This window comes from Methylobacterium sp. 77 (assembly GCF_000372825.1).
In the GTDB taxonomy this organism is placed as follows: domain Bacteria; phylum Pseudomonadota; class Alphaproteobacteria; order Rhizobiales; family Beijerinckiaceae; genus Methylobacterium.
The window spans coordinates 1,734,511-1,753,875 of sequence record NZ_KB910516.1 but is presented as its reverse complement, the minus strand read 5'-3'; the positions used below and the strand labels follow the sequence as shown (position 1 = coordinate 1,753,875).

The following is a 19,365-nucleotide window of genomic DNA, read 5'->3' as shown; positions in this document are numbered from 1 at the left end:
CGGAAACCCGCCTGAAACAAGGAAAGGTCACTCTCGTGATCCAGATGCAGACGAATCTGGACGTCGCCGACAATTCTGGTGCGCGTCGCGTGATGTGCATCAAGGTTCTCGGCGGGTCGAAGCGCAAGTATGCCGGCGTTGGCGATATCATCGTCGTGTCGGTGAAAGAGGCCATTCCCCGCGGCCGTGTGAAGAAGGGCGACGTCATGAAGGCCGTCGTTGTTCGTACTGCCAAGGAAGTGAAGCGCGCCGACGGATCCGTGATCCGGTTCGACAAAAACGCCGCCGTTCTGATCAACAATCAGAAGGAGCCGATCGGCACCCGTATCTTCGGACCCGTGCCGCGCGAATTGCGTGCCCGGAACCACATGAAGATCATCTCGCTCGCTCCTGAGGTGCTGTGATGGCTGCTAAGGTCAAGAAGGGCGACACGGTCGTCGTTCTCACCGGTCGCGACAAGGGTCGCTCCGGTGAGGTCACTCAGGTGCTTCCGAAGGAAGATCGCGCGTTCGTACGTGGCATCAACCTGGTCAAGAAGCACCAGAAGCAGACGCAGAACCAGGAAGGCGGCATCGTCTCCAAGGAAGCTGCGATTCACCTTTCCAACCTCGCCGTGGCCGATCCCAAGGACGGTCAGCCCACGCGTGTTGGTTTCCGTATTCTCGACGACGGCCGCAAGGTCCGGTTCGCCAAGCGCTCGGGGGATCTGATCGATGGCTGAGAAGAACAACGACGCGTACACTCCTCGCCTGCGCAAGCATTACGATGAGGTCGTCCGCCAGAAGCTGATCGAAGAGTTCGGCTACAAGAACCCCATGCAGGTTCCGGTCATCGAGAAGATCGTGATCAACATGGGTGTCGGCGAATCCACTGCGGATTCCAAGAAGGCGACTGTTGCCGCCGGCGACCTTGCCCTGATCGCCGGTCAGAAGCCGGTCATCACCAAGGCTCGCAAGGCCATCGCGACCTTCAAGGTTCGCGAAGGCATGCCGATCGGCTGCAAGGTCACCCTGCGCAAGCACCGGATGTACGAGTTCATGGATCGCCTGATCACCATCGCGCTTCCGCGCGTTCGTGATTTCCGCGGCCTGAACCCCCGCTCTTTCGACGGCAACGGCAACTACGCTCTGGGCCTCAAGGAGCACCTCGTGTTCCCGGAGATCTCCTACGACAAGGTCGACGCCACGTGGGGCATGGACATCGTCATCCAGACGTCGGCCCGCACCGATGCCGAGGCGCGCGCGCTCCTCGCGCAATTCCGATTCCCGTTCCGGCAGTAAGTGCTGAAAAGCTCTTAGACGCGGACACCGGAGAGAGACATGGCAAAGAAAAGCTCAGTCGAGAAGAATAATCACCGCAAGGAGCTGGTGAAGCGGTTCGCCGCCAAGCGTAAGGCCCTCCTTGCTACCGCCAACAACGAATCCCTCGAGATGGAGGAGCGCTTCGAGGCGCGCCTCAAGCTCGCGGAACTGCCCCGCAACTCGTCGGCGACCCGTATCCGCAATCGTTGCGGCATCACGGGCCGTCCCCGCGCCTTCTACCGCAAGATGGGCATCTCGCGTGTGGCGCTTCGGGAACTTGGCAACCGGGGTCTCATCCCCGGTCTGGTCAAGTCGAGCTGGTAAGGAGCAGGCACCATGGTTAACGATCCCGTGGGTGATATGCTCACCCGCATTCGCAACGGTCAGATGCGTCGCCGCAACGTCGTCCAGACACCCGGTTCGCGTCTTCGTGCAAGCGTTCTCGACGTCCTCAAGGCTGAGGGCTACATCCGCGATTACGCTACGACCGATTTCGGCAACGGCCGCACCGAGTTCTCGATCGAGCTCAAGTATTATGACGGCCAGCCCGTCATCCGCTCGATCCAGCGCGTCTCGAAGCCCGGTCGTCGTGTCTACTCGGCCGTGACCGAACTTCCCCGCGTCGCCGACGGCCTCGGCGTCACCATCGTGTCCACCCCGCAGGGCGTTATGGCCGACCACGAGGCGCGTGAGCGCAACGTTGGCGGCGAAGTGCTCTGCAAGGTGTTCTGATCTCGGACTTGGAGGAAAGGCTATGTCTCGCGTAGGCAAGAAGCCCGTTCCCGTCCCGTCCGGTGTGACGGCAACGGTGACCGGTCAAACGGTGACAATGAAGGGCTCCAAGGGCGAGCTCAAGTATATCGTCCCCAACATTGTGGACGTAAAGTTCGAGGACGGCGCGGTTTCGGTGCAGCCCAAGAACCAGACCAAGGAGGCTCGCTCGCTGTGGGGCACCTCCCGAGCCCAGGTCGCGAACCTCGTCGAGGGCGTTTCCAAGGGTTTCGAGAAGAAGCTCGAGATCACCGGCGTCGGCTATCGTGCCGCCATGGCCGGCAAGGCCCTCAAGCTCTCGCTCGGCTACAGCCACGACATCGAGTACGCGATCCCCGTCGGGATCACGATCGCGGTGCCCAAGCCCACCGAAATCGTCATCTCCGGTATCGACCGGCAGGTGGTCGGCCAGGTGGCAGCCGAGATCCGCGACTATCGCGCTCCCGAGCCTTATAAGGGCAAGGGCGTGAAGTATGCGGGCGAGTTCATCTTCCGTAAGGAAGGCAAGAAGAAGTAAGGGCCGGCCATCATGTCACGCAAAATCGATGCACTCGACCGCCGCAAGGCGCGTGTGCGCCGCGCGCTGCGGGCGGCGGCGAATGGACGGCCCCGCTTGTCGGTGTTCCGTTCCTCCAAGCAGATCTACGTTCAGGTCATCGACGACGCCGAGGGCAAGACCCTCGCTGCCGCTTCGACCCTCGACAAGGATCTGCGCTCGGGCCTGAAGACGGGGGCCGATGCGGCCGCCGCGGCCGCCGTTGGCAAGCTCGTCGCCGAGCGGGCCAAGGCCGCCGGGGTCACGAAGGTGATCTTCGATCGCTCGGGCTACATCTACCATGGGCGCGTCAAGGCGCTCGCCGATGCTGCCCGTGAGGGTGGCCTCGAATTCTAAGATCAGGCGGGGAGGGGCGGCGTATGTCGTCCCTCGGACAAGCTATCAAGCGAGCGGGCTCCGCCGCCCGCGTCAGTGAGACAGGATTGAAACATGGCACGTGAACGGGAAGGCGGGGGCCGCGGCCGCCGCGACGAGCGCGAGGAGCGCGACAGCGAGTTCGTGGACAAGCTCGTCCACATCAACCGCGTCGCCAAGGTGGTGAAGGGTGGTCGTCGCTTCGGCTTCGCTGCTCTCGTCGTCGTCGGCGACCAGAAGGGCCGCGTCGGCTTCGGCCACGGCAAGGCGCGCGAAGTGCCGGAAGCCATCCGCAAGGCCACGGAAGCCGCAAAGCGCGGTCTCGTCCGCGTCGCTCTGCGGGAGGGCCGCACCCTGCATCACGACGTCCAGGGACGTCATGGCGCCGGCAAGGTCATCTTGCGCGCAGCCCCCCAGGGTACCGGCATCATCGCCGGCGGCCCGATGCGCGCCGTCTTCGAGACGCTGGGCATGCAGGACGTGGTGGCCAAGAGCCTCGGCTCTTCGAACCCCTACAACCTCGTGCGCGCCACCTTCGATGCCCTGAAGAACGAGGACAGCCCGCGCTCCGTCGCGGCTCGTCGCGGTCTCAAGGTGTCGGCGCTCCAGGCTCGTCGTCGCGACGCTGATCCGTCCGACACGTCCGAAGCCGCAGTGGCATAAGGGGAGGGTGCAATGGCAACGAAGACTCTCCGCGTTGAGCAGATCGGTTCGCCGATCCGCCGCGAGGGCGACCAGCGCGCGACGCTGATCGGCCTCAAGCTGAACAAGCTGCACCGGGTGGCGACGCTGGAGGATACCCCCTCCGTGCGTGGCATGATCCGCAAGGTGCATCACCTCGTGCGCGTCCTCGACGACGCGGCCTGAGGGAGGGCATCATGAAACTGAACGAACTCCACGACAATCCAGGCGCAACCAAGAACCGGATGCGCGTCGGCCGAGGCATCGGCTCCGGCAAGGGCAAGACCGCTGGTCGTGGCGTCAAGGGCCAGAAGGCCCGTTCCGGCGTCTCGATCAAAGGCTTCGAGGGCGGCCAGATGCCGCTTCACCGTCGTCTGCCCAAGCGTGGCTTCAACAACCTGTATTCGACGGACTTGAACGAGGTGAATCTCGGTCGGATCCAGCAGGCTGTCGACGCGGGTCGTCTCGACGCTGCCGCGATCGTCACGATTGAAACTCTCGTCACCGCCGGAATCATTGCCCGTCCTCGTGACGGCGTGAAGCTGCTCGGTGTCGGCGAGCTGACCGCGAAGCTCTCCTTCGAGGTCACCCGCGCTTCCAAGTCGGCCGTCGAGGCTGTCGAGAAGCTCGGTGGCACGGTGAACGTCGCCTTCGGTGCCGGCGTTTCCACCCGTGGCAAGTCTTCCGAGGCATAAGTCTCTCGACGCCGCTGTTGCGTAGCGTCGGGGTAGACTTTAAGTCGAAGCTCTGAGCGGCGGCCCGTGCGACCTGCGCGTGGCCGCCGTTTCAGTTTGTTCGGGGGTGCTTCAGCCCCCAATCTGGATCGATCTCAGGAACCGGTGCCATGGCCTCAGCCGCCGAGCAGCTTGCCGCGAACCTCAATTTCGGGGCCATCGCCAAGGCCGACGAGCTCAAGAAGCGCATCTGGTTCACGCTGGGTGCGCTGATCGTGTTCCGGCTCGGCACCTACATCCCGATTCCCGGCATCGACCCCGAGCAGTTCGCCCGGAACTTCCAGCAGCAGGCCGGTGGCGTGCTCGGTCTGTTCAACATGTTCTCCGGCGGTGCCGTCGAGCGCATGGCGATCTTCGCGCTCAACATCATGCCGTACATCTCGGCCTCCATCATCATTCAGCTTCTCACCTCGGTGATCCCGAGCCTGGAAACTCTGAAGAAGGAGGGCGAATCCGGCCGCAAGGTCATCAATCAGTACACCCGCTACCTGACGGTCGTGCTGGCGCTGGTTCAGAGCTGGGGCATCGCCTTCGGGCTCCAGGGTTCGAGCGCGGCGATCGATCCGGGCCCGTTCTTCATCCTGTCCACAGTGATCACGCTCACGGGCGGAACGCTGTTCCTGATGTGGATCGGCGAGCAGATCACCTCTCGCGGCATCGGCAATGGGTCGTCCCTGATCATCTTCGCGGGCATCGTCGCCCATCTGCCGACGGCCATCGTCAGCGCGCTCGAGCTGAGCCGCACGGGCGCGCTCTCGGCGGCGGTCATCCTCGGCGTCGGCGTCGCGGCCATCGGCCTCGTCTACTTCATCGTGTTCATGGAGCGCGCCCAGCGCCGGCTCTTGATCAACTACCCCAAGCGCCAAGTCGGCAACCGCATGTACGAGGGGCAGAGTTCGTTCCTGCCGCTCAAGCTCAACACCGCCGGTGTGATCCCGCCGATCTTCGCCTCGTCGCTGCTCCTGCTGCCGGCTACCGTGGCAAGCTTCTCGGCCAACAATGGCGGCACCGGCGTGCTCGCGACGATCACGACCTATCTCGGCCACGGCCGGCCGCTCTACATGGTGCTCTACGCGGCGCTGATCATTTTCTTCGCCTTCTTCTACACGGCGGTCGTTTTCAATCCGCAGGAGACGGCGGACAACCTCAAGAAGCAGGGCGGTTTCATCCCGGGTATCCGGCCTGGGGAGCGCACGGCGACTTTCATCGACAAGGTCCTGACGCGCATCACCCTCATCGGCGCGCTGTATTTGACCTTTGTCTGCCTTGTGCCGGAAATCCTGGCCTCGTACGCCTCAGCCAGCCTTGGATTCGGCGGCACCTCCCTGCTCATCGTCGTTTCCGTGACGATGGACACTGTGGCGCAGGTCCATGGGCATCTGATGGCGCACCAGTACGAGGGCCTGGTGAAGAAGGCCAAGCTGCGCGGCGCGACACGGCGCCGTTGACGGCGCCGCAGAACACGCTTTTCAAAACAGGGCGATGCCGGGGAGGCATCGTCTTGATGCGCCCCTGAACGCCCGAACCATAACGCCTGAAGCGGCAACCGGACGAGGACAACGACGCTATGCGGATCATTCTGCTCGGACCACCTGGAGCCGGTAAGGGAACCCAGTCGGCCCGGATCGTCGAGCGGTTCGGCATACCGCAGCTGTCGACGGGCGACATGCTGCGGGCAGCGGTCGCTGCCGGTACGCCGGTCGGCCTCGAGGCGAAGTCGATCATGGAAAGTGGCGGGCTCGTCCCTGATTCCGTCGTTGTCGGCATCGTCGCCGACCGGATCGAGGAGGCCGACGCCCGCAGCGGATTCATTCTCGACGGCTTTCCCCGCACGGTGGATCAGGCCGCGGCGCTTGATCGGATGCTTGCCGACAAGAACCTGTCGCTCGACACGGTGATCGAGTTCGCGGTGAACGAGGATATCCTCGTCGACCGCATTTCCAAGCGCGCCGCCGAGACGGCGGCCCGTGGCGAGCCGGTCCGCAAGGACGACACTCCCGAGGTTTTCAAGACCCGCCTTGCCGCGTTCCGCGCTCAGACCGCACCTCTGTCGGCCTATTATTCAAGCCTCGGCATGCTGCAGAGCATTGATGGGATGAATCCCGTCGACGAGGTCACGACCGAGTTGATGGGCGTGCTCGAACCGCACGCGAGCGCGACCGCATCCTGAGATCGTCTTCGCGGTTCAAGTTGACAATACCGACGGCCCGCGCTAGCAGGCCGTCATTCGTCCATGCGTGATGGGTCTGGAGTGCCTCGTGTCAGGAGGCGCTGCGGGCCGATTTGTCGTTATGGGCGGCGCGCAGGGGCCGGCCTCCACCGGACGCGCGTGACACAGCAGGGCCGGACCTTTGCGTCCGAGCGCCCGATGGAGTGAGACCTTGGCACGTATCGCAGGCGTCAACATCCCGACCAACAAGCGCGTCGTCATCGCGCTTCAGTACATCCATGGCATCGGCCCCAAGAAGGCCGAAGAGATTACCGGCAAGGTCGGTATTCCCGCTGAGCGCCGCGTGAATCAGCTCACCGACGCCGAAGTGCTCTCGATCCGCGAGACGATCGACCGCGACTACATCGTCGAGGGCGATCTGCGCCGCGAAGTGTCGATGAACATCAAGCGCCTGATGGATCTGGGCTGCTACCGTGGCCTGCGCCATCGTCGTAACCTGCCCGTCCGCGGTCAGCGCACGCACACCAATGCGCGCACCCGCAAGGGCAAGTCCAAGCCGATCGCCGGCAAGAAGAAGTAATTCCGTCGTGTTCGAGAGGTCGCGCTTCGCGCGGCCTCTCAAGCGTTCGGCCGGAGCATCCGGCTGGTCGGAAAAGCCTCTCCGGCTTCTTCCGCCAACTTCCAAGAATCCCGAGCGCCTGGAATGACGGGCGCGCCTGAAGGACGAGACGAGAGACAATGGCCAAGGAAGCAACCCGCATTCGCCGCCGCGAACGCAAGAACATCGTGTCGGGCGTCGCCCACGTGAACGCTTCGTTCAACAACACGATGATCACCATCACCGATGCGCAGGGCAACACCATCTCGTGGTCGTCTGCCGGCGCCATGGGATTCAAGGGCTCGCGTAAGTCGACCCCTTATGCTGCCCAGGTCGCTGCGGAAGACGCAGCCCGGAAGGCATCGGAGCACGGCATGCGCACGCTCGAGGTCGAAGTGTCGGGCCCCGGTTCGGGCCGCGAATCGGCTCTGCGCGCACTTCAGGCTGCTGGTTTCACCGTGACGTCGATCCGCGACGTCACCTCGATCCCGCATAACGGCTGCCGCCCGCGCAAGCGTCGTCGCGTCTGATACCGGTTCGTCGATCAGCCCTTGGGTGCGAATACGGAGAAGCGTGTGTCTGATGCCGTGAAGGCACTCCCCGGCGTTCTGCGCTGGAGCCTTGGCGATCTGACCGTCACCGTTGTGAACGACGGTTACCTTCAGGGATCCCTCGATCTCGTCACCGGGATCGGGTCGGACGAGGCCGGCGCGCTTCAGGCGGCCGGCTTTCGTGCTCAGGCTCCGCGCATCACCTTGAACGCCTACCTGATCGAGGCGCCCGGTTCGAAGCCGATCCTCATCGATTCGGGCATGGGCCATTTCGGTGGCGACACACTCGGTCGTGTTCCGGAGGCGCTCGCTGTCGCAGGCGTCGCGCCAGAGGATATCGGGACGGTATTGCTCACGCATCTCCATCCCGACCATGCCGGGGGCCTGATCCACGATGATGGGTCGGCCGCCTATCCGAATGCGGAACTCGTCCTCCACGAGGCCGAATCCGCGTATTGGTTGGCGGAAGACGCCGTATCTCGGGCTCCAGAAGGGGCCCGGCCGTATTTCCGGAATGCGCAAAAGGCGGTCGCGCCCTATTCCGGTCGGGTGCGGACGATGACCAGCGAAGAGGTGTTGCCGGGAATCACGGCGGTTCCGCTTCCGGGCCACACCCCGGGTCATACCGGGTTCCGCATCGTGTCGGGCTCCGCGTCCCTATTGATGTGGGCAGATATCATTCATCTGCCGGCGATCCAGTTTAAACGTCCGGAGGCCAGCTTGGTGTTCGACGTGGACTCGGATCGGGCGAGTTCGGTACGCAAGCGGATGCTGGACGAGGTCTCGAGCGAGAAGACGTTCGTTACCGGCGGCCACTTGGAGTTCCCGGCGCTCGGCTACGTGGCGCGGGCCGGTGCAGCCTATAGTTTCGTCCCGGAACTCTGGGTCGGGGCTAACTAACCGTCCGCTGCGTCGCGGGCACATGAATTTCGAGACCGAGCCGCGCAAGGCGATGTGCGGGAAGGGCTCAAGGACCGGCCATTGCAATGGCTCGTGTCGGAATTGCGAGAGGTAGGACCGTGGTCATACAGAAGAACTGGCAAGAGCTCATCAAGCCCAACAAGCTTCAGGTCTCGACCGGGCATGACCCGAAGCGGGTCGCGACCGTCGTCGCCGAGCCGCTCGAGCGCGGCTTCGGCACGACGCTCGGCAACTCTCTTCGCCGGGTCCTGCTGTCGTCACTTCAGGGCGCAGCCGTGACCTCGGTGCAGATCGACGGCGTTCTGCATGAATTCTCTTCGATCCCCGGCGTTCGCGAGGACGTGACCGACATCGTCCTCAACATCAAGACGATCGCCATCCGGTCGCAGACGGAGGCCCCCAAGCGCCTCACGCTGCGCAAGACCGGCCCCGGCACGGTCACCGCCGGCGATATCGCCGCCGTAGGCGATATCCAGATCCTGAACCCGGACCTCGTCATCTGCACGCTCGATGACGGCGCCGAGATCCGGATGGAATTCACCGTCGCCACGGGCAAGGGCTATGTCCCGGCCGAGCGCAACCGTCCCGAGGACGCTCCCATCGGCCTGATCCCGGTGGACGCCCTGTTCTCGCCCGTCACCAAGGTGTCCTACCGCATCGAGACCACCCGCGAGGGCCAGGATCTCGACAAGGACAAGCTGACGATGACGATCGAGACCAACGGCGCCGTGTCGCCGGAGGATGCCCTGGCCTATGCCGCGCGCATCATCCAGGACCAGCTCCAGGTTTTCGTGAACTTCGAAGAGCCCCGCAAGGAGGAGGCGCAGCCGCTCGCGCCGCAGCTCCCCTTCAACCCGGCGTTGCTCAAGAAGGTCGACGAGCTCGAACTCTCGGTCCGCTCGGCGAACTGCCTGAAGAACGACAACATCGTCTATATCGGCGACCTCATCCAGAAGTCCGAGGGCGAGATGCTGCGCACCCCGAACTTCGGCCGCAAGTCGCTCAACGAGATCAAGGAAGTCCTTGCAGCAATGGGCCTCCACCTCGGCATGGACATCCCCGGTTGGCCGCCGGAGAACATCGAAGACCTCGCCAAGCGCTTCGAAGAGCACTACTGAGGCGCGTCGCATCCGGCACGATTGAGTGGCGCGTTTCGGCGCCGCTCGTTTGGCCGACATCTCGGGGTTTGCGCGACGCGCAAACCCAAATGAATCCCGCCGCTGGGTCATGCGGAATGAACAGCCCCGGTGATGGGGCGCTTGGCCGTACCGTGGCACGGCGGCCATTTAAGCAAGGAATAGCCAAATGCGTCATGGATTTCGCGGTCGTCGCTTCAACCGCACCACCGAACACCGCAAGGCGATGTTCGCCAACATGTCCGCCGCGCTGATCAAGCACGAGCAGATCATCACCACGCTGCCGAAGGCCAAGGATCTACGTCCGGTCATCGAGAAGCTGATCACTCTCGGCAAGACCGATTCGCTGCATGCGCGCCGTCTCGCGATGTCTCAGATCCGCGACCACGACATGGTTCGCAAGCTCTTCGCCGTTCTCGGCCCGCGCTACAATGCGCGCCCGGGTGGTTATTGCCGCATCATGAAGGCCGGCTTTCGCTACGGCGACAACGCCCCGCTCGCCGTGATCGAGTTCGTGGATCGTGACGTCGACGCCCGCGGCTTGGATTCGGGCCCTTCGCAGGTTTCCGACGCGGCGTAAGCCTCATCGATCTGGACCAGACGACGACAAGGCGGCCGTAAGGCCGCCTTTTTTCGTGAACGCCTGCAGAACGAGGGGGTAGACGGTCCGGCTCCCCAAGGGGCACTTAGCTACGGCCGCGTGTCCGAAAACCGTGTCCCATTGTTGAGGGATGATACTCCGACCGACGATCCACTACCGGGTGGGGCGAATGTTTCGGAGGCGACACGGCTTCTCGGACGGGCCGGATCGGGGGCCGCTCGGTCTCGGCCGGCCGTCAGAAGACGAGGAGCGTCTCCTTCACGTGGCCGGGACGAGCATCCCTGCGACCAACGTCGCGAGATCGGCCGAGTCGAACGGCTTACGCAGCACCGGCAGGTCATCGGGGATCGGGATCGCCTCGGCATGTCCGGTCACGATGAGGATGGGCACACCCGACCAGCGTCGCCGCACGATCTCCGCGAGTTCGACTCCGGTCATGCCCGGCATGGCGAGGTCCGCTACGACGAGATCGAAGGACGAGCGTTCCATCATCGCGACTGCGGCCTCGCCGTTCGCCGCTTCGGTCTCGGTATAGCCGAAGGTGTTGAGGAACGAGGCGGTGACGTGGCGGACCTCGGCGTCGTCGTCGACCACGAGAATGCGGGCCGGGCTTGCCGCACCTGTCGCCATCCCTACGGCGATCGGCGACCGCTCTTCGGCGGTATCGGCGCGGGGAAGGAACAGATCGACGCGCGTACCCTGTCCCACCTCGCTCGAGATGCCGAGCTTTCCGTGCGATTGTTGAGTGAGGCCGAACACCATGGCGAGGCCGAGGCCGGTGCCCTGGCCGACGGATTTGGTGGTGAAGAACGGTTCGCAGACGCGGGCCAGGATCTCCGGCGGAATGCCCATACCCGAATCGGTGATCGACACGGTGACGTAGTCGCCCGAGGCGAGGTCGGGGTCTTCGGTAACCGTCGCCACACCGGTCGCGATGGAGATCGCGCCCCCCTCCGACATGGCGTCGCGAGCATTGATGCAGAGGTTGAGGATCGCGAGTTCGAGCTGATCCGGATCGACAAGGGCAGCCGGATTGCCCGCGTCGAGGTTGGTGGTGATCGTCACGAGACCGCCGAGACTGCCACCGAGCAACGCGTCCATCCCGGTGACGAGGGCGTTCACGTCGACGGAGCGGGGACGCAGGTCGCGTGCGCGGCTGAAGCTGAGGAGGCGCTTCGTGAGGGAAGCGCCTCGCTGCGCCGCCTGGGCCGCATTGGTTACCAGGCGTTGCACACGCGGCTGATCGACGATCTTGGGACCGACGAGTTCGAGGCTTCCCAGAATCGCGGTGAGGAGGTTGTTGAAATCGTGGGCGATTCCGCCGGCAAGAGTGCCGAGGGCCTGCATCTTGTCCGACTGGCGCAAGCGCGCTTCGAGGTTCTTCTGTTCGGTGACGTCGCGCTCGATGGTGGCGAGGTGGGTCACGGTCCCGGCGGAGCCGCGGATCGGCACACGCGTGACATGGCTCCAGCGCTCCGCCCCGACCGGACCTTCCGCCGACACCGTCTCCGAGATGATCCCGCTGGCGATCGCGGCGCGGTCGGCCTCCCGCGTCGGGCTCTGACCGCTTGAGCCGCCTTCGAGCTCCTCCCTGGTGCGCCCCAGGCATTCAGCGACCGTATGACCGAGCTTGCCGGCCTTGCGGGCGTTGAGACGGACGAAACGTCCCTCGACGTCCTTGAAGGCGATGGCGTCTTCGGCGTTGTCGAGGAGCCCGAGAAGGAGGGCGCGCTCGGTGGCGAGATCGCGGGCGAGGCTGTGACGCTCGAAGGCCTGGCGAATGGTGGAGCGTAGTAGAACCGGGTCCCACGGCTTGGTGACGTAGCCGGTGATGCCTCCCCGGTTGAGCGCGGCGATCACGGCGCTCATATCGGCATAGCCGGTGAGCAGGATCGCTTGCGCGTCGTGGAACGCGCGCGCCTCGGCCAGCATCGCGTCGCCGGTCATCCCAGGCATCCGCTGATCGGAGAGGATCACGGCGATATCCGGGCTCGCTCTCAAGATATCGAGCGCCTCGGACGGTTTTGTCGTGGTAACGACCTGGTATTCGTCCTCGAACAGGTCCTCGAGGGCGATCAGGATGTCGGGCTCGTCATCGACGGCGAGAATCGTGCCTTTGACCATGTCTATGCCGTCTGTCGCGGAATACCGATCACGAAACAGGCGCCACCTCCTTCGGCCGTTTCCACGCTGAGCGAGCCGCTATGCGCTTGAACCACGCTGTATGCAATCGCGAGACCGAGCCCCGTCCCCGATCCGACCGGCTTCGTGGTGAAGAACGGCTCGAAGATCCTCTCCCGCAGGGTTTCGGGAATGCCGGGTCCGGTATCGCTGATCCGGATCACGTCGGTATCGGGCAGGCCTTGCGTGACGATGGTGATGGTTCCGGATTCCGGCATGGCATCGGCGGCATTGCCGAGGATGTTCATCACCACCTGGTTGAGCAATGCAGGAGTGCAATGGATCTCCGGCCGACCGGAAAAGTCGCGCTCCACCACGATGCGGGTCCCGAGCTTGTGCTGGATCAGGGCGAGCACCGTCTCGATCGATTCGGGCACGTTGACGAGGGTGCGCTCACCCTCATCGAGACGCGAGAACTTGCGCAGGTTCAAGACGAGGTCCTGGATGCGGGTGAGACCCATCCGCATGGAGCCGACGCGGTCGCGGCACTTGGCCAGCGCCCGTTGCGATGCAGGCACCTCCTCAGGCGCGGTGATTTCGCCAAGCAGGCGCTCGACGGTCCCCTGATGTGCGAGGATGAAGGCGAGCGGGTTGTTGATCTCATGGGCGATGCCGGCAACGAGTTCGCCGAGTGATGCCATCTTCGCGGCCTGGACAAGCTTTGCCTGCGCATCCGTGAGCTTGCGATTGGCGGTGGCGAGATCTTGATTGGCCTGTTCGAGGGCACCGGCCAAGGCAGCGCGCGCCTCGGCCGCCTCGGCTTCGGCGCGCGCCCGTTCGAGCGCTCGCTCGCGGGCGCCGAACTCGCCGGCGATGCGGCGGTCGTCTTCCTCTGAGAGCTTGCGTCGGATCAAGCCTCTGACACGGATGACCAGCACCTCGCCATCGGCCTTCGAGACTACGTCGTCTGCCCCCGCCGCGTAGGCTTCCGCCAGGAAGTCTTTGGCCGGTGCGGTGCCGGCGATGCCGACGAGGTGAAAGGTCGGCGCGCCGGCCTCCCGCGCCTCGATCCCCGCCGCGCGGCGCCGCTCGATGGCCCGACACAGAGCGAGGCCGTCATAGGCGGGGCCGAGGAGATCGATGGTCACGCAGTCGAAGGCGGCATCGGCCTCGTCGAGGGCGGCCAGTGCTGACTCGTAGTTCGCGGCGGTGCGGACCTCGTGACCCTCATGCGCGAGAAGTCCGGAGAGGAAGGTGCGATAGGTGGCGCTGCCATCGACGACGAGCACGCGCCCGCGCCGGAAAGCCGAGATTCCCGGCCCCTCACCGGGCGCATTCCCGCCCTGGCGCTCGCGCAGGAGTGCGCGGATGCGCAGGATCAGGATATCCCGGTCGGCGGATTTCGCCACGTAGGCGTCGGCGCCGCTCTCCAGCCCTTGCCGCTCGCCGTCGCGGGCGCCGGTTAGCATCAGCAGGGGCAAAGCGCGGGTGCGCAGCGACAGGCGAAGCTGGCGGGTGAACTCGTCGCCGTTCATTCCGGGCAGATGATGATCGGCCACAACGAGGTCGGGCAGGCGAGTGTTGAGATGATCGAGGGCCATCTCCGCCGTCGGGCAGCGCTCCACCGAGAAACCGTGGCTCTCCAGCAGCAGGCGCAGCTCCAGCGCCTGCGTCTCCGAATCCTCCACCAGCAGGATGCGCGGCCGGGGAGCGTTCCCGTCGGGAAGGCCGAGACCGCTCATGCGTAAGGGTCCGGCACCGCGAGGCCGGGCAGGGCGAGACGCACGAGATGGGGCGCCACCCTGTCCAGCGGAAGAATGGCCGACGCGCCCGAGAGCCGGATCGCGGCGGCCGGCATTCCGAACACGACGGCGGTGCTCTCGTGCTCTGCCACGGTCTGGGCTCCGGCCCGGCGCATGTCGAGGAGGCCCGTCGCGCCATCCTCGCCCATGCCGGTGAGAAGCACGCCGATGCCGCGCGCGCCGGCATGGCGTGCCACCGAGGAGAACATCACGGTGGCAGCCGGGCGTTGCCCACCCACGGGCGCCGCATCCGAGATTCGGAGGGTTGCCCCCGGCGCCCATTCGAGGTGCCGATCGCCCGGGGCCACGTAGACATGCCCGGGCTCGGCCCGCTCGCCGTCGATGGCGAGCTTCACCGGCAAGGAGACGACGCCGTTCAGCCAGGCGGCAAACCCCTCCATGAAGGCGGCGCCCATGTGCTGCACCACGAGGACGGGAAGCGGGAATCCGTCTGGCAACCCGCCGATGACGCGGGCGAGGGCCGGCGGGCCGCCGGTGGAGGCGGCGATCGCGAGCACGCTGGCGGCATCGGAAGCGGCCCGCGGCGCGGCGAGGCTGGCTGCGGACACGGTCGACGCCCGGCGCCCGGCCCATTCCGAACCGATCGGACGACGCCGGATCACCGGCACCTCGGCCATGATCCGCAACTGCGTGCAGATCTCGGTGGAGATGGCGTCGTAGCCGGCATTCGTGGTCGCCACCGGCTTCTCCACCACGGAGAGCGCACCAGCGCGCAGGGCATTCATGGAAATGCGGAGGGACGAATCCTCGACGGAATCGGCGATGACGACGATCGGCGTCGGCCGCTCGGCCATGATCCGCCGGGTAGTCTCGAGGCCGTCGATCCCGGGCAGACGGATATCCATCGAGATCACGTCGGGGCGGGCGTTCGGAAGGGCGGCGAGAGCCTCCTCGCCGGAGGCGACGGCGGCCACGACTTCCAGGCGCGGGTCGCGGCTCACGATGTGGCGCAGCAGTTCGCGGACCACGAGGGAATCCTCCACCAGCATCACGCGCAAACGGGGCGACTGCCCTGTTGCCAGAGAGGTCTCGGCGGGTCTCGGTTCGGTGTCACTCACAACAATTGCCCGATCGTGTCGAGGAGCTGGCGCTGGTCGAACGTCTGTTTCGTCAGATAAGCATCCGCGCCGAGGCCGAGCCCCCGTGCGACATCGTCGGCATCCCCCCGCGAGGTCATCAGGATCAGAGGGAGGCGGGCGAAGGCCTCGTCCGCCCGCAGGGCCTTCAGCAGCCCGAACCCGTCGAGGCGCGGCATCTCCACATCGGCGACGATGAGATCGACGCGCTCGATGCCGGCGCGGAGCCGATCGAGGGCATCCTGCCCATCGACGCAGACGACGACGCGGTAGCCCGCCGATTCCAAAATACCCTTCTCCAAGGTCCGCGTGGTGATGGAATCGTCGACGACCAGGATCGTCGAACGTCGCGGGGCCGCAGCTGTTCCAGTGCCTTCGCTGCGTGGCTCGGGCGCGGCATGGCTGATCTCCCCGGCCCGCGCGGCAAGCCCTTCGGGATCGAGGACGAGGACGGGCGTGTCACCGCCCAGGACCACCGTGCCCGCAATCAGCCGCCGATCGCCGCCGATCGGCGGCGCCGGCATCACCAGGAGAGTGCGGACATCGCGGAGCGCATCGATCCGCACCGCCCAGGAACGACCGCCCGCCCGCATCAGCACCGCCGTCACCGGCCGGCCCTCATCTTGGCGGCTCTCATCGCCCTTCACGCCGACGAGGCTCGCCAGATCCACCAGGGGCATGGACAGATCTTCGTCCCCCTCCCTTGGAAGGCGCACTACGATCTGCCCCATGGCGGAACCGAGGGTCGACCTGTCGAGGCGCAGCAGGCGCTCCACACTGGCGCTCGGCAGGGCGAAGGTCGAGGCGCCGACATCGACCAGCAGCATGGTCCGCCGCGCCGCCGAAAGCGGCAGGTGCATGATCAGCGACGTTCCGACCGGAACACGCGGTTCCAGCTGCACGCTGCCGCCGAGGCGCCGGACCGTGTCAGCGACGACCGAAAGGCCGATTCCCCGCCCGGACAAAGTGTCGACGGCAGCGGCTGTGGAGAAGCCGGGCTCGAACACCAGGGCGAGGAGCGAGTCGGGATCTCCGTCGGCGGTGCCGATCAGGCCGCGAGCCCGCGCCGTCGCCGCGATGGCGCGAAGGTCCGGCCCGCGTCCGTCATCGTGGATGCCGATGACGAGCCGGCCGCCGCGCACGGCGACGTCGAGGGAGATCGAGAGCGCTGGCGACTTGCCCTGGCGCTGTCGCTGCTCGGGTGTTTCCGCGCCATGGCTCAGGGCGTTGCGCAGGGCGTGGAGGACCGGGTCCTTCAGGGATTGGAGCATGGCGCGGTCGACGGGAAGGTCGAGACCACGGGCCGAGACGTCGATCTCTCGGCCCGCTTCACGAGCCATGTCGCGGAGCGCGCGGGGAAAAGCACCGAACACCGTCTCCGCCGGCACCAGAGCCAGGCGCTCGGCCTCGCGTCCAATCCTGGCGGACGCGGCCTCTGCCGCGGCGATGGCTCCGGTACGGATCTGGGCGAGCAGAGCGGCGTCGCGCGACAGAGCGAGGAGCGCCGCCTCGAAGCCACGCAGTTCGGCCTTCATAGCGTCGAGGGCGTGCATCTCCTCCGTAGAATCGGGCTCGCGAGGCCGGATCGTACCGGGAGGGGCTCGGCGTCCGCGAAGCGCCTCGGCCCGGCGACCGAGGGCGGCGGCATCCCGCCGAAGCCTCGCGAGGCCGTCGGCCATCACCGATTCCGCGCCGAGCGCACTGGTGAGTTCGTGCGAGGCCCGCGTCAGCGCTTCGACCGCATCGGCCGGAACGCGCAGCAGCGACCCCGCCTCGGCAGTCGCCTCTGCCTGAAGCAGCGATTTCGCCGGGGACGCCTGGGCCGGATTGCCGGCCGTCGAGGGCTCAGGCCGCGAAGGAGGAAGTTGATCGGGAGCCGCGGGAGCCTTGGAAGGCGCGGCGAGGCAGTGATCGAGGGCGGCGAGCGCATCCGCCGGCATCGGCGTGTCCGCCTCATTCTTCAGGGTCGCGACATGGGCCTCGATCCGGTCGAGAGCGAGATGGACAGCACCCGTCGCATCTCGGTCGAGGGCGGTGGAGCCGGCAACGATCCGCTCGAATAGGGTCTCGAGCCGATGCGCCACCGCCTCGACCTTGGGCAAGTCGACGGCCCGCGAGGCGCCTTTGAGGCTATGCGCCCGGCGGAACACATCGTGCCAATCCGGCGGGATGTCCTCGGCGGCACCGGCCAAGGCAGCGCGGATGGCATCGATATGCTCGCGATGCTCGACCTCGAAGGCCGCGAGAAGCTGCTGGCGGATATCCATGGCTCGGCTGCTCGGTCAGGCTCCCATCAATGCCGGTATCGGTCGGCGAGGGTGAGAAGCGCCTGGGCGAGCTCGGTGAGGTTGGCCGACGCCGCCTCGACTTCGCGGGTGCCGGCGGCAGTCTGCTGGCTCGCCTGCCGGATGTTCTGGAGGGCGCCCATCACCTGCTCGATGCCGAGTTGCTGCTGGTTCGTGGACGCGACGATCTGCTGGAAGGTCTGGACGCTCTCCTCGACCTTGGCGGTAATCTCCTCGATGGTCCTCTGGGTCGTGTCCGAACGGGCCTTGCCGGTGCTGGTGCGCTTGACCGCCTCCTCCGTGAGCATGACCGAGGTGTTGATGCCCCTCTGGATTTCAGAGAGGATGGTGCGCACCTGCGCGGTCGCCGCCTTCGCCTGATCGGCGAGGAGCTTCATCTCCGAGGCGACGACGGCAAAGCTCCGGCCGCTCTCGCCCGCCGCCGCCGCTTCGATCGCCGCGTTGAGCGCGAGGAGGTGGGTGCGCTCCGAGATGTCGTTGACGGTGGTGATGATCTCACCGATCGCCTGGGTTTTCTCACTGAGTGAGACGATGTTGCCGGCGACCGCCTCCGCCTGCTCGCGGATGGCATCCATGGCTTTCGCCGTATCGGCGACCGCCCGCAGGCCGGCCCGCGAGATCTGCGCGGTGGACTGGGCAGTGGCGATCACCTCGCTCGCGCGCTTGCCGATCTGGGCGCCGGAATGGGTGATCTCGTCCACGGTAGCGGCAGTCTCCTGCACGGCCGCGAACTGCTCCTCGACGCTGGCCGCCTGCTCCTGGGCGGAAGCGCGGATCTCGGCGGCGGCAGCGTTGAGGTCGGCGGTCGCAGCCCGGTTGGTACGCGCGAGGTCGGCGAGGCCCGACACCATCGTGTTCAGGGTCGACGCCAGACGGCCGATCTCGTCGGCGCCGGTCCGCGCGAGCGTCCGGGTCAGATCGCCCGAGCCGACCTGTTCAGCGAAAGCCATGACCTCCTCGAGCGGCTTCACCACGCCGCGGCGGATCAACCCCGTGACGACGATGCTCAGGAGCACACAGAGGGCGAGGATGAGCACGATGGAGATGAGACTGCGCTCGTAGATGTCGGTGGACCGGCGCTGGCCGGCATCGATGCCCTGGTCGAGCAGGTCGCGGGTACGGTCGAGATCGCGCAGGAACTCATCCTGAATGCGATTGAGATCGTCGTTGCGAGCTTCTACCCCGTCGACATCCTTGGCTGCGATGGCCGCGAGTTGCACCTCGCTGGCGGTGCGCAGCTTGCGGAAATCGGCAGCGCCGGCGGTGGCGGATTCGCCGAGTCTTTTCCAGATCGCCGCACGCTCGGGCGATGGGGCGGTGGCGGCAAAGCCGTCGGCGGTACGGATGGTATCGACGAGGATCGCTTCGGATTCGGATGCCACGCGGCGCCAGGTGTCGATGATCGCGGCGATCTCGGCATCGGGGCGGTTACGCATCAGTGCGGCGATGACGCCGTTGCGCCGAAGGCTGCCGAGGTCGCGCGACTTGTTGCCGAGATCGTCGAGTTTCCGCGCAATGGTGAGGTCGCGGTTGACGATCGTGGTCGTGTTGTCGCGAACGGCCCCGATCTGGCCGAGCGCGTAGACGCCCAGCCCCACCATCACCACGGTGATGGCGACGAAGCCGAGAAGTATCCGTTTTCCAATCGAGATCGACACGCTTGGC

Annotated in this window: 22 protein-coding genes; 17 read left to right on the top strand and 5 right to left on the bottom strand. The window is 65.8% G+C overall.

Features of this window, described 5'->3' with window-relative positions:
* Positions 1-35: 35 nt before the first annotated feature.
* The 17 genes from rplN (at position 36) to rplQ (ending at position 10,353) form a co-directional block, all read left to right on the top strand.
* A complete protein-coding gene (rplN, locus tag A3OK_RS0108310) occupies positions 36-404 on the top strand; it encodes a 50S ribosomal protein L14 (RefSeq protein ID WP_018044219.1) in 369 nt (122 codons plus the stop codon).
* Positions 404-721, top strand: a complete 318-nt coding sequence (rplX, locus tag A3OK_RS0108305) for a 50S ribosomal protein L24 (RefSeq protein WP_019904480.1) — start codon at positions 404-406, stop codon at positions 719-721. Before rplN ends, rplX begins: the two co-directional genes overlap by 1 nt.
* Positions 714-1,280, top strand: a complete 567-nt coding sequence (gene rplE / locus A3OK_RS0108300) for a 50S ribosomal protein L5 (RefSeq protein WP_019904479.1) — start codon at positions 714-716, stop codon at positions 1,278-1,280. The genes rplX and rplE overlap by 8 nt, the downstream gene beginning before the upstream one ends.
* Positions 1,281-1,319: 39 nt before the next feature.
* Positions 1,320-1,625, top strand: coding sequence for a 30S ribosomal protein S14 (rpsN, locus tag A3OK_RS0108295; RefSeq protein WP_019904478.1), 306 nt, complete (start codon positions 1,320-1,322; stop codon positions 1,623-1,625).
* A 12-nt stretch (positions 1,626-1,637) separates the two neighbouring features.
* On the top strand, positions 1,638-2,033 hold the full coding sequence (gene rpsH, locus A3OK_RS0108290) for a 30S ribosomal protein S8 (RefSeq protein WP_018044215.1): 396 nt from the start codon (positions 1,638-1,640) through the stop codon (positions 2,031-2,033).
* Between the two features lie 22 nt (positions 2,034-2,055).
* Complete coding sequence (gene rplF / locus A3OK_RS0108285) at positions 2,056-2,589, top strand: 50S ribosomal protein L6 (RefSeq protein WP_026597054.1); 534 nt, start codon at positions 2,056-2,058, stop codon at positions 2,587-2,589.
* A gap of 12 nt (positions 2,590-2,601) precedes the next feature.
* The gene (gene rplR, locus A3OK_RS0108280; RefSeq protein WP_019904476.1) at positions 2,602-2,964 is read left to right on the top strand and encodes a 50S ribosomal protein L18; all 363 of its coding nucleotides are present in this window, start codon (positions 2,602-2,604) and stop codon (positions 2,962-2,964) included.
* Positions 2,965-3,057: 93 nt separating this feature from the next.
* Positions 3,058-3,645 (top strand): 30S ribosomal protein S5, encoded by a 588-nt coding sequence (gene rpsE, locus A3OK_RS0108275; protein ID WP_019904475.1) that lies wholly within the window; start codon positions 3,058-3,060, stop codon positions 3,643-3,645.
* Between the two features lie 12 nt (positions 3,646-3,657).
* Positions 3,658-3,849, top strand: a complete 192-nt coding sequence (gene rpmD, locus A3OK_RS0108270; protein WP_018044211.1) for a 50S ribosomal protein L30 — start codon at positions 3,658-3,660, stop codon at positions 3,847-3,849.
* 11 nt (positions 3,850-3,860) lie between these two features.
* Complete coding sequence (gene rplO, locus A3OK_RS0108265) at positions 3,861-4,358, top strand: 50S ribosomal protein L15 (RefSeq protein ID WP_019904474.1); 498 nt, start codon at positions 3,861-3,863, stop codon at positions 4,356-4,358.
* Between the two features lie 149 nt (positions 4,359-4,507).
* Positions 4,508-5,845, top strand: a complete 1,338-nt coding sequence (secY, locus tag A3OK_RS0108260) for a preprotein translocase subunit SecY (RefSeq protein ID WP_019904473.1) — start codon at positions 4,508-4,510, stop codon at positions 5,843-5,845.
* Between the two features lie 119 nt (positions 5,846-5,964).
* Positions 5,965-6,567 carry an adenylate kinase gene (locus A3OK_RS0108255; protein ID WP_019904472.1) on the top strand — a complete coding sequence of 201 codons (603 nt, stop codon included), beginning with the start codon at positions 5,965-5,967 and terminating at the stop codon, positions 6,565-6,567.
* A gap of 211 nt (positions 6,568-6,778) precedes the next feature.
* Positions 6,779-7,147, top strand: coding sequence for a 30S ribosomal protein S13 (gene rpsM / locus A3OK_RS0108250; RefSeq protein ID WP_019904471.1), 369 nt, complete (start codon positions 6,779-6,781; stop codon positions 7,145-7,147).
* A 158-nt stretch (positions 7,148-7,305) separates the two neighbouring features.
* Complete coding sequence (gene rpsK / locus A3OK_RS0108245; protein ID WP_018044206.1) at positions 7,306-7,695, top strand: 30S ribosomal protein S11; 390 nt, start codon at positions 7,306-7,308, stop codon at positions 7,693-7,695.
* Between the two features lie 45 nt (positions 7,696-7,740).
* Positions 7,741-8,616 (top strand): MBL fold metallo-hydrolase, encoded by an 876-nt coding sequence (locus A3OK_RS0108240; RefSeq protein ID WP_026597053.1) that lies wholly within the window; start codon positions 7,741-7,743, stop codon positions 8,614-8,616.
* Positions 8,617-8,702: 86 nt separating this feature from the next.
* Positions 8,703-9,755 (top strand): DNA-directed RNA polymerase subunit alpha, encoded by a 1,053-nt coding sequence (locus A3OK_RS0108235; protein ID WP_155911981.1) that lies wholly within the window; start codon positions 8,703-8,705, stop codon positions 9,753-9,755.
* A gap of 187 nt (positions 9,756-9,942) precedes the next feature.
* Positions 9,943-10,353 carry a 50S ribosomal protein L17 gene (gene rplQ, locus A3OK_RS0108230; RefSeq protein ID WP_019904468.1) on the top strand — a complete coding sequence of 137 codons (411 nt, stop codon included), beginning with the start codon at positions 9,943-9,945 and terminating at the stop codon, positions 10,351-10,353.
* 279 nt (positions 10,354-10,632) lie between these two features.
* Here rplQ and A3OK_RS0108225 read toward each other — a convergent pair whose 3' ends face one another.
* The 5 genes from A3OK_RS0108225 to A3OK_RS0108205 form a co-directional block, all read right to left on the bottom strand.
* Positions 10,633-12,498, bottom strand: coding sequence for a response regulator (locus A3OK_RS0108225; protein ID WP_019904467.1), 1,866 nt, complete (start codon positions 12,496-12,498; stop codon positions 10,633-10,635).
* A gap of 2 nt (positions 12,499-12,500) precedes the next feature.
* Positions 12,501-14,237, bottom strand: coding sequence for a response regulator (locus A3OK_RS0108220; RefSeq protein ID WP_019904466.1), 1,737 nt, complete (start codon positions 14,235-14,237; stop codon positions 12,501-12,503).
* Positions 14,234-15,307 carry a chemotaxis-specific protein-glutamate methyltransferase CheB gene (cheB, locus tag A3OK_RS0108215; protein WP_036302712.1) on the bottom strand — a complete coding sequence of 358 codons (1,074 nt, stop codon included), beginning with the start codon at positions 15,305-15,307 and terminating at the stop codon, positions 14,234-14,236. Before cheB ends, A3OK_RS0108220 begins: the two co-directional genes overlap by 4 nt.
* A 65-nt stretch (positions 15,308-15,372) precedes the next feature.
* The gene (locus tag A3OK_RS0108210) at positions 15,373-17,661 is read right to left on the bottom strand and encodes a response regulator (RefSeq protein WP_019904464.1); all 2,289 of its coding nucleotides are present in this window, start codon (positions 17,659-17,661) and stop codon (positions 15,373-15,375) included.
* A 26-nt stretch (positions 17,662-17,687) separates the two neighbouring features.
* Positions 17,688-19,358 (bottom strand): methyl-accepting chemotaxis protein, encoded by a 1,671-nt coding sequence (locus tag A3OK_RS0108205; RefSeq protein WP_019904463.1) that lies wholly within the window; start codon positions 19,356-19,358, stop codon positions 17,688-17,690.
* Between the last annotated feature and the right edge of the window lie 7 nt (positions 19,359-19,365).

Coding starts and splice junctions, on each gene's coding strand:
- rplX (WP_019904480.1), top strand. CDS start 404: ATGGCTGCTAAGGTCAAGAAGGGCGACACGGTCGTCGTTCTCACCGGT.
- rplE (WP_019904479.1), top strand. CDS start 714: ATGGCTGAGAAGAACAACGACGCGTACACTCCTCGCCTGCGCAAGCAT.
- rpsN (WP_019904478.1), top strand. CDS start 1,320: ATGGCAAAGAAAAGCTCAGTCGAGAAGAATAATCACCGCAAGGAGCTG.
- rpsH (WP_018044215.1), top strand. CDS start 1,638: ATGGTTAACGATCCCGTGGGTGATATGCTCACCCGCATTCGCAACGGT.
- rplF (WP_026597054.1), top strand. CDS start 2,056: ATGTCTCGCGTAGGCAAGAAGCCCGTTCCCGTCCCGTCCGGTGTGACG.
- rplR (WP_019904476.1), top strand. CDS start 2,602: ATGTCACGCAAAATCGATGCACTCGACCGCCGCAAGGCGCGTGTGCGC.
- rpsE (WP_019904475.1), top strand. CDS start 3,058: ATGGCACGTGAACGGGAAGGCGGGGGCCGCGGCCGCCGCGACGAGCGC.
- rpmD (WP_018044211.1), top strand. CDS start 3,658: ATGGCAACGAAGACTCTCCGCGTTGAGCAGATCGGTTCGCCGATCCGC.
- rplO (WP_019904474.1), top strand. CDS start 3,861: ATGAAACTGAACGAACTCCACGACAATCCAGGCGCAACCAAGAACCGG.
- secY (WP_019904473.1), top strand. CDS start 4,508: ATGGCCTCAGCCGCCGAGCAGCTTGCCGCGAACCTCAATTTCGGGGCC.
- A3OK_RS0108255 (WP_019904472.1), top strand. CDS start 5,965: ATGCGGATCATTCTGCTCGGACCACCTGGAGCCGGTAAGGGAACCCAG.
- rpsK (WP_018044206.1), top strand. CDS start 7,306: ATGGCCAAGGAAGCAACCCGCATTCGCCGCCGCGAACGCAAGAACATC.
- A3OK_RS0108235 (WP_155911981.1), top strand. CDS start 8,703: ATGGCTCGTGTCGGAATTGCGAGAGGTAGGACCGTGGTCATACAGAAG.
- rplQ (WP_019904468.1), top strand. CDS start 9,943: ATGCGTCATGGATTTCGCGGTCGTCGCTTCAACCGCACCACCGAACAC.
- A3OK_RS0108225 (WP_019904467.1), bottom strand. CDS start 12,498: ATGGTCAAAGGCACGATTCTCGCCGTCGATGACGAGCCCGACATCCTG.
- A3OK_RS0108220 (WP_019904466.1), bottom strand. CDS start 14,237: ATGAGCGGTCTCGGCCTTCCCGACGGGAACGCTCCCCGGCCGCGCATC.
- cheB (WP_036302712.1), bottom strand. CDS start 15,307: ATGCTGGTGGAGGATTCCCTCGTGGTCCGCGAACTGCTGCGCCACATC.
- A3OK_RS0108210 (WP_019904464.1), bottom strand. CDS start 17,661: ATGGATATCCGCCAGCAGCTTCTCGCGGCCTTCGAGGTCGAGCATCGC.